This window comes from Amycolatopsis sp. NPDC004747, from assembly GCF_053601335.1.
On sequence record NZ_JBSGBQ010000022.1, the window covers coordinates 149,895 to 162,646 of the forward strand.

A 12,752-nucleotide genomic window follows, 5' to 3' on the forward strand; every position below is an offset into this window, starting at 1 on the left:
TCCCGCGGCGGATGGAGCACGAAGGTGCACCATCTCGTCGACGGGAACGGCCGGCCGCTGGTGATTCTGGTCGGCCCCGGTCAGGCCGGCGACGCACCGATGTTCCTGCACCTCATGCGACACCTGCGCGTCCCTCGATCTGGACGTGGTCGAGCCCGCACCCGGCCCGACCGCGTCCGCGGCGACAAGGCCTACTCCTCGAGGGCGATCCGTGGGCATTTGCGCGACCGCGGCATCACCGCGGTAATCCCCGAACCGGCTGACCAGGCCGGGCACCGCCAACGCCGCGGCTCCCGCGGCGGCCGCCCGCCCGCATTCGACCCGGTCGACTACCGCGGTCGCAACGTCGTCGAACGACGGTTCAACCTGCTCAAACAATGGCGTGGCCTGGCCACTCGCTACGACAAGCTCGCCATCGTCTACCGATCAGCGGTCGTCCTCCATGCGGTGATCACATGGACCAAGGCTTTGTCAGACACGCCCTAGCGCACCCCAACGGACGACACGCGTACCTGAACGGACGACTCGCGTACCCAGGCGGACGACACGACGCCAGGCGCTCGTTCCGCCCGTGTCGTCCGCCTGCGTACGCGTGTCGTCCGCCTGCGTACGCGTGTCGTCCGGCTGGGTACGGGGATGTCAGTACTCGTAAGGGTCTTTGGGGGCCGGGACCGGCGTGACCGAGGCGGGGGCGAAGTCCGGGGTGTAGCTGTTGTCCTTGGTGGCCGTGCCCGGGACCACCTTGCCCGTGACCTGGATCCACGCGTCGCTGGCCAGGTGGTCGGCTTCGCCGCCGCGGAGGCGGACCGTCACCGGGAAGGCGTCCGCCGCGCAGCAGCTGATCACCAAGCGGGCCAGGAGTGTGCTGCCGTCGGTGTGCACCACGAACCCGGTCAGGGAGACCGTGCGGTCGTTCAACGTGCCGGCCGAGTCCCAGCCCGCGCGGGTGACGAACTCGTTCACCGTCAACGGCACCACGTTGCCCGCCGGCAGTGGGGGGAACGCCGCGGCGTTGGCCGCCGCCGCGGTCGACGGGGCGCGCGCTTCCGTGCGGATCACCGAGTCCGCGCCCAGTGCCGGCGGGGCGATCAGGAACACCGCCAGCACCGGCACCAGCAGCAGCCACGCGGGCCGGGCCGAGTGTGCGTGGCCGTCGTGCTCGTGGGCGACGGCCTTCCGCGACGCCACCAGATCCCGCACGATCGCGACGGCGCCCAGCAGCACCATCACCGCACCGCCGGCGATGATCCACGGCTGCTGCGCCGGTTTGACGTACCTCAGGTAGTCGCCGTTGGCCGCGATCTTGACCAGCGCCCCGCCGAGCAGGATCAGCAGGATGTTCTGGGTTTCCCGCTTCACGCGACCCCCACCAGGAATCCGGCCCCCAGCGCGCAGGCCACTGCCACCACGAACGTCACCGGTGCGAACCGCACCGCGAACGCGCGGCCGAACGTGCCCGCCTGCAACGCGAACAGCTTCACGTCGATCGCCGGGCCCACCACCAGGAACACCAGCTTCGGCAGCAGGGGCAACGCCGTCAGCGACGCCGCCACGAACGCGTCCGCCTCGCTGCACAGCGCCAGCACCACCGCCAGCACCGCCAGCACCACCACGCCCAGCACCAGCTGGTCACCCAGCACGCCGAACCAGCGGGCCGGCACCAGGACGTTCAGCGCCGACGAAATCAACGCCCCCAGCACCAGGAAACCGCCCGCCTCCACCAGGTCCGTGCGCGCTGTTTCGGCGAAGACCCGCCACCGCTGACCGCCCGCCACGTCCGGCAGCCGCCGCAGCGCTCGTTCGGTGATCCACTCCAGCTTGCCCCAGCGGGCCCACAGCCAGCCCATCGCCATCGCCGTGGCCAGTGAGCCGGCGAAACGGGCCAGCACCATCTCCGGCTTGCCGGGGAACGCCACCGCGGTCGCCACCAGCACCACCGGGTTCACCGCCGGCGCCGCGAGCAGGAACGTCAGCGCCGCGGCCGGCGCCACCCCCTGCCCCATCAGCCGCCGGGCCACCGGCACCGACGCGCATTCACACCCCGGCAGCGCGACCCCGGCCAGCCCGGCGACGCCGACGGCCGCGCCGGCGCGGCGGGGCAGCACCTTCTCCAGCACGCGTGCCGGCACGAAAGCCGCGATGGCCCCGCTGATCAACACGCCCAGCACGAGGAAGGGCAGCGCCTGCACGCACACCGCGACGAACACGGTCGAGCCGGTGCGCAACGCCGGCACGTCGAACAGCTGCTGCAGCCGGCCCTGGGCGAGGATCGCGATCAGCAGGATCGCGCACAGCACTTCGACCGAGCTGATCCGGAACCGGCGGGTGCGCCGGCCGGGCTCGGCCTCGGTGTCGGAAACGATGTTCACGAAGGCGATGATGCCAGGACCGTCCGACAGGAGGAGACCCGCACGGGCCGCGAACGGAGGATCACGGTCCGTTTCGGTACCGAATCCTCCGTTCGCGGCGGAAAATCCACCCCGGACGGGTCAGTCGCCGAGCCCGATTCCGGGCAAATCGGTCCGCAGCTGCGAAGCCGTCGAGACCACCAGCATCAGCAACGTCCCGAGCGCGGCCGCGTCCAGCCCCGCCGCCGGGAAGGCGTACCGCAGCGTGACGTCGACGCCGTTGTCCGAATGCCCGACCCCGAGCGTCCCGAACAGCCCCTGCCCCGCCCGCTCGGCGACGGCGACCGAAAGCGACGGCTCGTCCGCGAGGTCCCAGCCGACCACGCAGGTCAGCGTGAGCACCGTGAGGCCCTCGCCGAGCCGGGTCGCCTGGATCACGCACGGCACCCCGCCGTGGGAGAACGTCAGCGCGCCGTCGTCGTCGACGTGCACCTCGAGGTAGCGCTCCAGCGCCTCGCGGGCGCGGGTCAGCAGCTCCGCGGTTTCCACCGCTTCCGTGGCGCTCACGAAGAAGCCGCCTGGTCGACCGCGCCGCCGAAGCGGCGATCCCGCTTCGCGAATTCCAGGCAGGCCCGCCACAGGTGGGTCCGGTCGAAGTCCGGGAACAGCGTGTCCTGGTACACCATTTCGGCGTAGGCCGACTGCCACAGCAGGAAGTTCGACGTCCGCTGCTCGCCCGAAGGCCGCAGGAACAGGTCCACGTCCGGCATCTCGGGCTGGTACAGGTACTTCCCGATGGTCTTCTCGTTCACCTTGCCGGGGTCCAGCTTCCCGGCGGCGACGTCCTGCGCGATCCGCTGCATCGCGTCACCCAGCTCGGCCCGGCCGCCGTAGTTGACGCACATGGTCATGTTCAGCGCCGTGTTGTGCTTGGTCTTCTCCTCGGCCGCCTGCAGCTCCTTGATCACCGACGCCCACAGCTTCGGCCGCCGCCCGGCCCAGCGGATGCGCACGCCGATCGAGCCGAGGTAGTCGACCTGGCGGCGGATGGTGTCGCGGTTGAAGCCCATCAGGAACCGCACCTCTTCGGGGCTGCGCTTCCAGTTCTCGGTCGAGAACGCGTACACCGAGAGCCATTTGACGCCGAGCTCGACCGCGCCGCTGGCGACGTCGATCATCACCGCTTCGCCGCGCTTGTGGCCTTCGATCCGCGGCAGGCCGCGCTGGTTGGCCCAGCGGCCGTTGCCGTCCATGACCAGCGCGACGTGCTTGGGCACCAGCTCGCGCGGGATTTCCGGCGGTTTCGCGCCCGACGGGTGCGGATCCGGGGCCCGCAGCTCGTACCGCGACGCCTTGTTCTCGCGTCCCCTGCGCAGCACTGCGAGCCTCCCTGGATGGGTGAAACCGGTCAGGCCCGACCCTACTGCCCGGGCAGCACCTACCTGTCGGGGGTTGGGGTGGCGGAGCCCCGCGACGAAGCTCCGGACGGCACAGCCGCTTCCCGGGCGCGTCGCTCGACCAGCGGAAGGGACCGGAGCTGCCGCTCCAGGTGCCACTGCAGGTGCGCCGCGACCAGGCCGCTCGCGTCGCGGCGGGTGCCCGGCAGGGTCGCCTCGGCCATCGGCCACTCGCCGTGCAGCAGGGCCGTGAGCAGGTCCAGGACCTCGGGCGCGGGGTGCACGGAACCGGGGACGCGGCAGTCGGAGCACATCGAGCCGCCGGCGGAGACGCTGAAGGCGACGTGCGGGCCCGGAAGGCCACAGCGGGCGCACTCGGTGAGCGCGGGCGCCCACCCGGCGTAGGACATCGCGCGCAGCAGGAACGCGTCGAGCACCAAGGAGGAATCGCGCTCCCCCTCGGCCAGCGCCCGCAGCGCCCCGACGACGAGGAGGTACAGCTTGAGCACCGGCTCGCCCTCTTCGGCCGAGAGCCGGTCCGCGGTTTCGGCGATCGCGCTGGCCGCGGTGTAGCGCTGGTAGTCGGCGACCAGCGGCACCTGGAACGCGTCGACGGTCTCGACCTGGGTGATGACGTCGAGCGTGCGCCCGGTGTAGAACTGCACGTCGACGTGGCCGAACGGCTCCAGCCGGGCCCCGAAGCGCGACGAGGTGCGCCGCACGCCCTTCGCCACGGCGCGGACCTTGCCGTGCCGGCGGCTCAGCAGGGTGACGATCCGGTCGGCCTCACCCAGCTTGTGCGTGCGCAACACCACCCCGGTGTCGCGGTAGAGGTTCACCACCCCGACATCGTCCCACTTCGGGGTGATGCCGGGGTGGAGCGCCCCGCGGAAACACGAGGATCAGCAGTAGTAGCCGTAGCAGGTGCTGGCGGCGACGGCCGCGATGATGATCCAGACGATCGTCAGCACGCAGCCCAGCGCGCCGATGATGGTGGCGATCAGGCAGAGCGTCTTCGTGGTGCGCGAAGCCTGCTCCGCCATCGCGTAGTTGCCCTGCATCTTGTACGTGCCGACCTCGTTGGACTTCATGATCGCGAAGATCGCGAGGATCCAGCAGAGGAAGATGCAGCCGATCGCCCAGCCCTTGTAGTCCTTGATGGCGTTGATGTCGCCGCCACCGGGCATGCCGTAGCCGGGGGCACCGAAGCCGCCGGTGGGCGGCTGGCCGTACGGCGCGGGCTGCCCGTACGGCGGCGGCTGCTGGCCGTAGGGCGCGGGCATGCCGCCGGACGGCGGGCCGTAGCCCGGCTGCTGCGGCTGCTGGCCGTAGGGCTGCTGCTGGCCGTAGGGATTGGTCATGACGTGGTACCCCAACTATTCGTGAGCTTCCGCCGGGTGACTCCGGCGGTGGTGCGGGAAGGAAACAAGGTCAGCGCTGTTCGTTCGGCGGCTGGCCGAACTGGCCCGGCTGGATCTTCTGGGTGGCCTCGGGCGTGCCCTGGGCGTCCGGGCGCAGCATCTGGGTGCGCTCGGCCTGCTCGTCGAAGGCGGTCTCGCCGCCGGAGCCCGGGCGCAGCATCTGGGTGCGCTCCGCCTGCTCGTCGAACGCGCCACCCGGCGGCGGCGCGAGCGGCTGCTGCCCGAAGCCGCCCGGCTGCGGGGGCTGGGCGCCGAAACCGCCGGGGGACGGCGGCTGGCCGAACCCGCCCGGCTGCGGCTGGCCGAAGCCACCCGGAGCGGGTTGCTGCTCGAAGCCACCGGACTGCGGCTGCTGCGGGAAACCGCCGGACGCGGGCTGCTGCTCGAAGCCACCGGACTGCGGCTGCTGCGGGAAGCCACCGGCCGCGGGTTGCTGCGGGAAACCGCCGGAGGGCGGCTGGCCGAACTGGCCGGGCTGCTGCCCCGGCGGCGGGAAGCCGCCGGCGAACGCCTGCCCGCCCGGCTGGCCGAAGCCACCCGGCGCGGCCTCGTCGGCGTTGACCACGACCGTGCCGACGATCTTGTCGGAGAGGGTCTGGGACTTGTCGTCCCACAGCGGCCACAGCCAGCCGACGTAGCAGACGGCGCTGTCGACGGCGTGCGCCAGGTCGCGCAGGAACGCCATGCCCGGGCCGACCGGCTGCCCGGTGTCCTCCCGGACCAGCTTGATCTTGGCGTACCGCTTGCCCATCGACTGGCCGGTGTTGCCCTGCGTGATCCACCGGTTGTAGACGGTCCAGGCGAGCTGGCCCAGCCAGCCGAGCACGCCCACCAGCACCCACAGCGAGCCGACGTTCCCGAAGACGAACAGGAGCGGGGTGAGGATCAGGTACAGCACGAGGATGGGACCGATGTCGATGAGCCAGCCGAGGGCACGCTGCCCCCAGCTCGCGTAGTTCTGCGGCGGTCCGAAGGGGTTGCCCTGCTGGCCGAACGGCGCGGGCTGACCGAACGGCGCCTGCTGCCCGAAGGGCGCGGGCTGCCCGTACGGCGCCTGCCCCGGCTGCGGCTGGCCGAACGGCTGCTGGCCACCGGGCGGCGGCCCGAAGGACTGCTGCCCGTAGGGATCGGTCATTGGGTCTTCCCCTCGCTGGTCACTTCCCCGACATGCGGAAACGGATCCGCCCTCGTCGGCCCGGTCCGCGGGAGCGTACTCGGTTCGCCTTCGGCCTCGCCGCCCAGGCTTCAGCTGTCCGGGTGAATCCCCACACCGTCCGACGCGGTCCGCGGACACCCGGTTCCCGCCGGCCGGAAATCAGACGCGCAGGCCGGTGAACGGCGCGAACGGGAGGTTGCGGATGACGAACCAGACGACGAACACGACCGAAAACACCAGCGGCGTCCACTTCCAGTGGAGCCAGCTGTTCATCGCGCGGCCGCGCAGGCGCCCGAGCGTCCACACGGCCGTGCTCCACACCATCAGCAGCACGACGACGAACGAGACGGCGTTGTAGTGCAGGGCCGCGGGGATGTCGCCGTGCATCAGGCTGTAGGCCATCCGCATGCCGCCGCAGCCCGGGCAGTCGATGCCCAGCAGCGCCTTCGTCGGGCAGAGGGGCAGGAAGCCGCCGGGGGTGGTCGGATCGCCGATCCAGACCACCGCGCAGCACGCGCCGAGCCCGGCGACGACGGCCATCGGCGCGCTCAGGGCCCGCAGCTTGGCCTTGGCACCGCGGGCCGGATGTCCCGTGTAGACGGTCGTGGTCACGGCGTCAGCCTGCTCGCGTTCATGCCGACGAACACGATCATCACCACGATGAAGACGACGTAGAGCAGCAGGAGGATCCCGGTCGTGATGGCCGACCACATCGCCCACTTGCGGGCGTCGGCGGCGGCCTTCTGCGCCTCGGCGTACTGGCCCTGGAACCAGAGCGACTGCACCTGGCTGGACTTCACGATCGCCACCACGCCGAGGGGCAGGCAGCAGAGCACGGTGCTCAGGATGGCCCACACCATGTTGTTGTCCGGCGGCGGCCCGTACGGGTTCGGCGGCGGATAGCCGTAGCCGTAGCCGGGCCCGCCCTGGGGCGGGTACGGCGGCGGGTACTGGTCGGTCACCGGGATCCTCCTGCTGCTGTGTTACGTCAGTATCGCGGTGTGGTCGTGCCGAACGTGAAGACACCCGCGATCATCAGGATGACCCACAGCACGATCCACACGACGCCGACGACCGCCGAGATGATCGCCCACTTCTTGGCCGAGTTGGCGGCCTCCTGCGCGGCGGCGGTCTGGCCCTGCGCCCACAGGCCGTTCACCTTCGCGGCCTGCACGATCGACACGACGCCGAACGGGAGGCAGCACAGGATCGTGGTGAGGATGGCCCACACGAGGTTGTTGCTCGGGGGCGGGCCCGGCTGGTAACCGCCCGGCTGCCCACCGGGGTAGTTCGGCTGGCCGCCGGGCTGGTTCGGCTGGTCGCCGGGGTAGTTGGGCATGCCCTGGCTGTCGCTCATGGTCGGTCGTTCCCCTTCGTCGTGCTCCACAGACGACCACCGGATCCGCGGGCCGCCCCGACCGGCCGCGGTGTGGTCGAAGCCGAGACTGTAGGGGGCGCGATCATCGCGCACCCCGCGTTTCGTCCCGTCGCGACCGAATCGAGACCAGGAATTCCGCTGATCCTCCCCCGCCGGGGAAAGTGCCGGTCAGAAGCCCAGCCGACGTAACTGACGGGGGTCGCGCTGCCACTCCTTGGCCACCTTGATGTGCAGGTCGAGGTAGACCTTCGAGCCGAGCAGCGCCTCGATGTTCTTGCGGGCGGTGGCACCGACCTCGCGCAGCCGTTCGCCCTTGTGGCCCAGGATGATCCCCTTCTGGCTGGGCCGTTCCACGTAGAGGAACGCGTGCACGTCGACGAGGTCGTCGCGGCCTTCGCGGGGCAGCATCTCCTCGACCGTGACGGCGATCGAGTGCGGCAGCTCGTCGCGGACGCCTTCCAGCGCCGCTTCGCGGATCAGCTCGGCGACCAGCGTCTGCTCCGGCTCGTCGGTGAGCTCGCCGCCCGGGTACAGCTGCGGTCCCTCGGGCAGCCGCTGGACCAGCAGGTCGGCCAGGGTGCCGACCTGGAAGCCGTCCACTGCGGACACCGGGACGAGCTCGGCGAAGTCCATCACTTGCTGCAGCGCAAGCAACTGTTCGGCGACCTGCTGGGGCTGGACGAGGTCGGTCTTGGTGACGATGCCGATCACCGGCGTCCGCTTGGCGATCTTCTGCAGCTCGGCGGCGATGAACTTGTCGCCGGGCCCGATCTTCTCGTTCGCCGGGACGCAGAAGCCGACGACGTCCACTTCGGACCAGGTCGTGTGCACGATGTCGTTGAGCCGCTCGCCGAGCAGGGTGCGCGGACGGTGCAGGCCCGGCGTGTCGATCAGGACGAGCTGCGCGTCTTCGCGGTGGACGATCCCGCGGATCGCGTGCCGGGTGGTCTGCGGCTTGCTGGAGGTGATCGCGACCTTGGTGCCGACGAGGGCGTTGGTCAGCGTCGACTTGCCGGCGTTGGGCCGGCCGACGAAGCAGGCGAAACCGGAACGGTGCTCGGTCATCGTTCGAGCACCTCGAGAACCGTGCCGTCCGGGGCGGCGAGGATGATCGGCGCGTACTTCGCGATGTCGCGGACCGCGTGCACGGACGCGCCCTTGAGCAGGCCCTCGTCGCTGACGACGGCAGCGGCTTCGATGCCCTCGGCGCCGCTGGACAGGGCGGCGGCGACCGCGGCTTGGAGCGCGGTGAGCTTGAACGACGGCTGGTCGACCGTGCCCGCGGCATACGTGCGGCCGTCGGTGTCGCGGACCGCGGCGCCCTCGGGGGCCTGGATGCGGGCGCGCGAGGACCGGGCCAGCGTGACGAGTTTCTGGTCCTCGGCCTCGAGGTCAGGCATGTTCGACGCTCCTGTCGCGTTCGTCGGGGTGGGGCAGGCGCGTGCGGCGGCGCGTCCGGTCGACGGGGTCCGTCATGGCCTCGGCATCGGCCGGGTGCACGACCACGGAGGTGATCCGCATGCGGCCGCGCCGGTCCTTGCCCCCTTCGGCGAACAGCCGAAGGCCGGCGACCTCGGCTTCGGCCCCCGGCAGCGGGACCCTACCCAGTCGTTCCGCGAGCAGCCCGCCCACCGTCTCCACGTCGTGGTCTTCGAGGTCGATGCCGAACAGTTCGCCCAGGTCGTCGACGGTCATCCGGGACGAGACGCGGACCGCGCCGCCGTCGAGCTCCTCGACCTCGGGGCGTTCGTCGGCGTCGGACTCGTCGGTGATCTCGCCGACGATCTCCTCGAGGACGTCCTCGATGGTCAGCAGGCCCGCCGTGCCGCCGTACTCGTCGACGGCGATCGCCATGTGGTTGTGCGAGCGCTGCATCTCTTTGAGCAGCTCGTCGAGCCGTTTCGAGTCGGGGACGAAGGACGCCGGGTTCATCACCGAGTCGACGACCGTGCTCGGCCCGTCCGGGTCGAGGTAGCCGGCCATCAGGTCCTTGATGTTGACGACGCCGACGATGTCGTCGACGGACTCGTCGACCACCGGCAGCCGGGTGAACCCGGTGCGCAGCGCGAGGGCGAGGGCCTGCCGGACGGTCTTGGTGCGCTCGATCCAGACGATCTCGGTGCGCGGGACCATCACCTCGCGGGCCACGGTGTCGCCGAGCTCGAACACCGAGTGGATCATTTCGCGCTCGGAGTCCTCGACGACGCCGCGTTCCTGGGCCATGTCGACGAGCTCGCGCAGCTCGACCTCGGAGGTGAACGGGCCTTCGCGGAAGCCCTGGCCGGGGGTGATGGCGTTACCGATGAGGATGAGCAGCCGCGACAGCGGGCCGAGGACGGAGCCGAGGACGCGGACGGGCCCGGCGACGTACCGGCCGATGCGGTAGGGGTGCTGACGGCCGAGGGTGCGGGGGCCGACGCCGATCAGGACGTAGCTGACCACGACCATGACGACGGCGGCGACCAGCACGGCGAGGCCGAGCGGCGCCAGCCGGGTGCCCACGAACACGGTGACCAGCACGGTCGCGGTGAGTTCGCAGCCGAGCCGGAGCAACAGCAGCAGGTTGATGTGGCGCCGCCGTTCGGCGACGACGGCGGCGAGGTGGCGGGCGCCGGGCAGCCCGAGCCGGGCGAGGCCGTCGGCCCGGGCTTGCGAGACGGTGCTGATCGCGGCGTCCGCCGCCGCGAACACGCCCGCCAGGAGGACGAGCGCGATCGCGAAGAAGAGCTGTTCCATGGCTGGCGCCTAGGGCGTTTCCCCGGCGGGTGGCTCGGCGGCGGCCGGGGCGTCGAGCCCGGCGATGCCGAGGACGCGGTCGTCGGTGCTGCGCTGCGCGTCCCGCTTGTCCAGGGCGGCGACGGCGTCCTGGTACTCGCCGAGGATGCGCTTCTGGAGCGCGAACATCTCACGCTCTTCGGCGGGTTCGGCGTGGTCGTAGCCGAGGAGGTGGAGCACGCCGTGCACGGTGAGCAGGTGCAGCTCGTCGATCAGGGCGTGGCCGGCGGTCTTGGCCTGGTCCTTGGCGAACGCCGGGCAGAGCACGATGTCCCCGAGCAGCGCCGGTGACGCGTCGGGCGCGTCGGGGCGGCGGGAGGAGTCGAGCTCGTCCATCGGGAAGGCCATGACGTCGGTGGGGCCCGGGAGGTCCATCCAGCGTTCGTGCAGGTCTTCCATGACGTCGAGGGTGACGAGGAGGATGGACAGCTCGGCGAGCGGGCTGACCTCCATCTTGTCGAGGGCGTAGCGGGCGGCGGAGACGATGGACGTCTCGTCGACGTTGACGCCGGACTCGTTGGCGATCTCGATGCTCAACGCCGGTTGCCCTTCCAGCCGTCGGTCTGCTGGGCGTCCTGCACGGCCTGCCACTTCTCGTAGGCGTCGACGATGCTCGCGACGAGCCGGTGCCGGACGACGTCCTGGCTGGTCAGCTCGGCGAAGTGGAGGTCTTCGACGCCGGTGAGGATGTCGCGCACGACGCGCAGGCCGCTGCGCTGCCCGCTGGGCAGGTCGACCTGGGTGATGTCGCCGGTGACGACGATCTTGGAGCCGAAGCCGAGGCGGGTGAGGAACATCTTCATCTGCTCGGGCGTGGTGTTCTGGGCCTCGTCGAGGATGATGAAGGCGTCGTTCAGGGTGCGGCCGCGCATGTACGCCAGCGGGGCGATCTCGATCGTGCCGGCCTGCATGAGCCGCGGGATGGACTCCGGCTCGACCATGTCGTGCAGCGCGTCGTAGAGCGGCCGCAGGTACGGGTCGATCTTCTCGTTGAGGGTGCCGGGCAGGTAGCCGAGGCGCTCGCCGGCTTCGACGGCCGGGCGGGTGAGCACGATGCGGGTGACCTGCTTGGCCTGCAGGGCCTGGACGGCTTTCGCCATGGCGAGGTAGGTCTTGCCGGTGCCGGCGGGGCCGATGCCGAAGACGATGGTGTGCTTGTCGATGGCGTCGACGTACCGCTTCTGGTTCAGCGTCTTGGGCCGGATGGTCTTGCCGCGGCGGGAGACGATGTTGAGGCTGAGGACCTCGGCCGGCGAGGCGTCCCCGGTGGAGAGCATGCCGATGGTGCGGCGGACGGTGTCGGGCCCGACCTGCTGGCCGCCGCCGGCGAGCTGCACGAGCTCGGCGAAGACGCGTTCGGCGAACGCGACGTCGGCGGGGGTGCCGGTCAGCGTGACCTCGTTGCCGCGGACGTGCACGTCGGCGGCCAGGAGCTCCTCGGCGACCCGCAGGTTTTCGTCGCGGGAGCCCAGCAGGCTGAGTGCGGCGGCGTCGGGAATGGGAAACCGGGACTGCGCGGCCTGAACGGAGGCATCCTCGGTCTTGGCGACGTCCTCGGGGACGTCGGGTCGGGCGGCACCACCCGGTACGGTTCCGGCCACGTGGCCTCAGGCCTGCTTTCTCGGTGAGGGAGATCGGACCCCACCGATGCTACTGGCACCCACCGACAAGACGCAGGCCGGTTTCCCTAGTCCTGCTCCGGCGCCCCGAACAACCCGAGCGGCTCCCCGCCCAGGACGTGGGCGTGCACGTGGAAGACGGTCTGCCCGGCGTCTTCATCGGTGTTGAAGACAACCCGGTACCCGCTCTCGACGATGCCCTCGAGCTCGGCAACCTTGCGAGCGGTGGCGACGACATCACTCAGCAGCCGCGGATCCCCCGCGGCAAGCTCGGCAACGTTCCGGTACCGCTTCCGGGGCACGACGAGCACGTGCACCCGAGCCTGCGGCCGAATATCCCGGAAGGCAAAGGTGGTCTCATCCTGATAGACAACGTCAGCGGGGATCTCCCCACCAATGATCCGTTCAAAGAGGGTGTCAGCAGCAGTCTCACTCATGAAGGCACCCTATCGACCCGCCGTCAAGCCCCACCCAACCCAGCCAGCGAGAAGGCCGAAGGCCGCCGAGCCGGCAACACGCCCCACCCAACAAACCACCCACCCAAGCCGCGGGGGGTCCGGGGGCTCGCCCCCAGCCCGCGCCGGAGACCTCCAGGGAGCCGTGGCCGAGGAAGAACACGGTGCCGCCGGGGAACTCCCGCTCCACGGCCAGGCCGAGG

Annotated in this window: 17 protein-coding genes and 1 pseudogene; 1 reads left to right on the forward strand and 17 read right to left on the reverse strand. The window is 70.9% G+C overall.

Features of this window, described 5'->3' with window-relative positions; genetic code table 11:
• Positions 1 to 24 precede the first annotated feature (24 nt).
• Positions 25 to 486 carry a transposase gene (locus ACWEGE_RS31525; RefSeq protein ID WP_449664079.1) on the forward strand — a complete coding sequence of 154 codons (462 nt, stop codon included), beginning with the start codon at positions 25 to 27 and terminating at the stop codon, positions 484 to 486.
• A gap of 153 nt (positions 487 to 639) precedes the next feature.
• On the opposite strand, the gene ACWEGE_RS31530 is transcribed toward ACWEGE_RS31525, so the two are convergent.
• The 17 genes and pseudogenes from ACWEGE_RS31530 to ACWEGE_RS31610 all read right to left on the reverse strand — a co-directional run.
• Positions 640 to 1,359 carry a TIGR03943 family putative permease subunit gene (locus ACWEGE_RS31530; protein WP_449664080.1) on the reverse strand — a complete coding sequence of 240 codons (720 nt, stop codon included), beginning with the start codon at positions 1,357 to 1,359 and terminating at the stop codon, positions 640 to 642.
• Positions 1,356 to 2,363 carry a permease gene (locus ACWEGE_RS31535; protein WP_449664102.1) on the reverse strand — a complete coding sequence of 336 codons (1,008 nt, stop codon included), beginning with the start codon at positions 2,361 to 2,363 and terminating at the stop codon, positions 1,356 to 1,358. Before ACWEGE_RS31535 ends, ACWEGE_RS31530 begins: the two co-directional genes overlap by 4 nt.
• A 126-nt stretch (positions 2,364 to 2,489) precedes the next feature.
• On the reverse strand, positions 2,490 to 2,915 hold the full coding sequence (locus ACWEGE_RS31540; RefSeq protein ID WP_449664081.1) for a YbjN domain-containing protein: 426 nt from the start codon (positions 2,913 to 2,915) through the stop codon (positions 2,490 to 2,492).
• Complete coding sequence (locus tag ACWEGE_RS31545) at positions 2,912 to 3,727, reverse strand: isoprenyl transferase (protein WP_004560929.1); 816 nt, start codon at positions 3,725 to 3,727, stop codon at positions 2,912 to 2,914. Before ACWEGE_RS31545 ends, ACWEGE_RS31540 begins: the two co-directional genes overlap by 4 nt.
• A gap of 59 nt (positions 3,728 to 3,786) precedes the next feature.
• Positions 3,787 to 4,587 (reverse strand): DNA repair protein RecO, encoded by an 801-nt coding sequence (gene recO, locus ACWEGE_RS31550; RefSeq protein WP_449664082.1) that lies wholly within the window; start codon positions 4,585 to 4,587, stop codon positions 3,787 to 3,789.
• 60 nt (positions 4,588 to 4,647) lie between these two features.
• Entirely contained in the window at positions 4,648 to 5,106 is a 459-nt protein-coding gene (locus ACWEGE_RS31555) for a CD225/dispanin family protein (protein WP_449664083.1), read from the reverse strand.
• Between the two features lie 70 nt (positions 5,107 to 5,176).
• Positions 5,177 to 6,301, reverse strand: coding sequence for an RDD family protein (locus tag ACWEGE_RS31560; protein ID WP_449664084.1), 1,125 nt, complete (start codon positions 6,299 to 6,301; stop codon positions 5,177 to 5,179).
• A gap of 180 nt (positions 6,302 to 6,481) precedes the next feature.
• Positions 6,482 to 6,934, reverse strand: a complete 453-nt coding sequence (locus tag ACWEGE_RS31565; protein WP_449664085.1) for a DUF2752 domain-containing protein — start codon at positions 6,932 to 6,934, stop codon at positions 6,482 to 6,484.
• The gene (locus ACWEGE_RS31570; protein ID WP_449664086.1) at positions 6,931 to 7,284 is read right to left on the reverse strand and encodes a CD225/dispanin family protein; all 354 of its coding nucleotides are present in this window, start codon (positions 7,282 to 7,284) and stop codon (positions 6,931 to 6,933) included. The genes ACWEGE_RS31565 and ACWEGE_RS31570 overlap by 4 nt, the downstream gene beginning before the upstream one ends.
• A gap of 26 nt (positions 7,285 to 7,310) precedes the next feature.
• On the reverse strand, positions 7,311 to 7,679 hold the full coding sequence (locus ACWEGE_RS31575) for a CD225/dispanin family protein (RefSeq protein WP_449664087.1): 369 nt from the start codon (positions 7,677 to 7,679) through the stop codon (positions 7,311 to 7,313).
• Positions 7,680 to 7,868: 189 nt separating this feature from the next.
• Positions 7,869 to 8,765 carry a GTPase Era gene (gene era, locus ACWEGE_RS31580; protein WP_310972441.1) on the reverse strand — a complete coding sequence of 299 codons (897 nt, stop codon included), beginning with the start codon at positions 8,763 to 8,765 and terminating at the stop codon, positions 7,869 to 7,871.
• The gene (locus ACWEGE_RS31585) at positions 8,762 to 9,100 is read right to left on the reverse strand and encodes a cytidine deaminase (RefSeq protein ID WP_449664088.1); all 339 of its coding nucleotides are present in this window, start codon (positions 9,098 to 9,100) and stop codon (positions 8,762 to 8,764) included. Before ACWEGE_RS31585 ends, era begins: the two co-directional genes overlap by 4 nt.
• Positions 9,093 to 10,436: a hemolysin family protein gene (locus ACWEGE_RS31590; protein WP_449664089.1), complete on the reverse strand. Its 1,344-nt coding sequence runs from the start codon at positions 10,434 to 10,436 to the stop codon at positions 9,093 to 9,095. Before ACWEGE_RS31590 ends, ACWEGE_RS31585 begins: the two co-directional genes overlap by 8 nt.
• 9 nt (positions 10,437 to 10,445) lie before the next feature.
• On the reverse strand, positions 10,446 to 11,012 hold the full coding sequence (gene ybeY, locus ACWEGE_RS31595) for an rRNA maturation RNase YbeY (RefSeq protein ID WP_449664090.1): 567 nt from the start codon (positions 11,010 to 11,012) through the stop codon (positions 10,446 to 10,448).
• Positions 11,009 to 12,076: a PhoH family protein gene (locus tag ACWEGE_RS31600; RefSeq protein WP_449664091.1), complete on the reverse strand. Its 1,068-nt coding sequence runs from the start codon at positions 12,074 to 12,076 to the stop codon at positions 11,009 to 11,011. Before ACWEGE_RS31600 ends, ybeY begins: the two co-directional genes overlap by 4 nt.
• A gap of 86 nt (positions 12,077 to 12,162) precedes the next feature.
• The gene (locus ACWEGE_RS31605; protein ID WP_449664092.1) at positions 12,163 to 12,531 is read right to left on the reverse strand and encodes a histidine triad nucleotide-binding protein; all 369 of its coding nucleotides are present in this window, start codon (positions 12,529 to 12,531) and stop codon (positions 12,163 to 12,165) included.
• Positions 12,532 to 12,631: 100 nt separating this feature from the next.
• Positions 12,632 to 12,752, reverse strand: a pseudogene (locus ACWEGE_RS31610) (VOC family protein); the annotation flags it as partial.

What these genes read in the sequence shown, in the direction of transcription:
- ACWEGE_RS31585 (WP_449664088.1), bottom strand. Translation starts at nt 9,100, where the DNA reads ATGCCTGACCTCGAGGCCGAGGACCAGAAACTCGTCACGCTGGCCCGG.
- ACWEGE_RS31555 (WP_449664083.1), bottom strand. Translation starts at nt 5,106, where the DNA reads ATGACCAATCCCTACGGCCAGCAGCAGCCCTACGGCCAGCAGCCGCAG.
- era (WP_310972441.1), bottom strand. Translation starts at nt 8,765, where the DNA reads ATGACCGAGCACCGTTCCGGTTTCGCCTGCTTCGTCGGCCGGCCCAAC.
- ACWEGE_RS31590 (WP_449664089.1), bottom strand. Translation starts at nt 10,436, where the DNA reads ATGGAACAGCTCTTCTTCGCGATCGCGCTCGTCCTCCTGGCGGGCGTG.
- ACWEGE_RS31560 (WP_449664084.1), bottom strand. Translation starts at nt 6,301, where the DNA reads ATGACCGATCCCTACGGGCAGCAGTCCTTCGGGCCGCCGCCCGGTGGC.
- ACWEGE_RS31605 (WP_449664092.1), bottom strand. Translation starts at nt 12,531, where the DNA reads ATGAGTGAGACTGCTGCTGACACCCTCTTTGAACGGATCATTGGTGGG.
- ACWEGE_RS31575 (WP_449664087.1), bottom strand. Translation starts at nt 7,679, where the DNA reads ATGAGCGACAGCCAGGGCATGCCCAACTACCCCGGCGACCAGCCGAAC.